The organism is Westiellopsis prolifica IICB1, from assembly GCF_004323185.1.
GTDB classification, from domain to species: domain Bacteria; phylum Cyanobacteriota; class Cyanobacteriia; order Cyanobacteriales; family Nostocaceae; genus Pelatocladus; species Pelatocladus prolificus_A.
Genome location: NZ_NAPS01000024.1, coordinates 1 through 1315, shown reverse-complemented (window position 1 = coordinate 1315; position 1315 = coordinate 1). Strand labels below are relative to the sequence as shown.

1 protein-coding gene is annotated in these 1315 nt (G+C 40.0%); it reads right to left on the bottom strand.

Annotated elements, in window-relative coordinates; translation table 11 throughout:
• Positions 1-1315 (bottom strand): non-ribosomal peptide synthetase (locus B4U84_RS30150; protein ID WP_131121662.1); only part of this gene is annotated, 1315 nt, incomplete at both ends.

Here is a 1315-nt window from a genome sequence, read left to right as displayed (position 1 = left end):
AAACGTTGATCTTCACAGGAATGATTGCGAGCTACAACTACATTTTCTCGCACCCCAGAATATTGACTGATAACCGCTTCAATTTCCCCCAATTCAATCCGAAAACCACGTATTTTTACTTGATGGTCAATCCGACCTATATACTCTATTTCTCCATTCGGTAAATAGCGTGCTAAATCTCCTGTTTTATATAAACTTGCGCCTGGTTCTTTACTAAACGCATGAGGTATAAATTTCTCTGCTGTCAACTCAGGAAGATTCAAATAACCACGAGCCAATCCTTCTCCACCAATATGCAATTGTCCTACTACACCTACAGGTACTAATTGATTGTATTCGTCTAATATGTAAAGTTCGGTGTTAGCGATCGCATGACTAATTGGTATGAGCTTACCCTGAGGTTTCACCTGGGATGCTGTGGACCAAATCGTCGTTTCTGTCGGACCATACATATTCCACAAACTACCACACCGCTCTAATAATTCATTGGCTAAGTGTCTTGGTAGAGCTTCGCCACCACAAAGAATTTTTAATTGCTGATTACCACTCCAATGTGCTGTTACAAGTAATTGCCAAGTCGCTGGTGTCGCTTGTACAACTGTTGCTTTTGATTCTGTTATTTTTGCTGACAATTGCATTGGGTCTGAGGCTATTTCTCGGCTTGCAATTACCAAGCGACCACCGACTATGATTGGTAGAAAAAGTTCTAGGGCTGCTATATCAAATGAATATGTTGTTACTGCTAGTAAGGTATCATTTTGCCTGAACCCTGGCGTTTGTTTCATCGAGTTTAAAAAGTTACTCAAGGCTCGATGAGGTATTTGCACACCTTTGGGTTTACCTGTGGAACCTGATGTATAAATTATATATGCTAGGTTGTCTTTTGTCAGTTCACATAATAAGTTTTCCTGCCTTTGTTCCCCTATCCATTGGTCATCTGTATCTAAACAAACAACTTCAGCTTTGTGTTGTGGTATTGCTTCTAACACAGATGTTTGAGTTAGTAATACTGAGGCTTTGGCGTCTTCTAAAATAAATTCTAATCGCTCTTTCGGATAGCTTGGATCTAATGGTATGTATRCACCACCTGCTTTGAGAATCGCTAATAATCCGATGACCATATCGAGCGAGCGCTCTACACAAATCCCTACTAATACTTCTGGTTTTACTCCCTGTGAGCGTAAGTAATGTCCTAGTTGATTTGCTCTGGYGTTCAGTTCCCTGTATGTCAATTGTTGGTCTTCAAATACTACTGCTATTGCATCTGGTGTTTTTTCTACCTGTGCTTCTAATAACTCATGAATACACTTTTGAG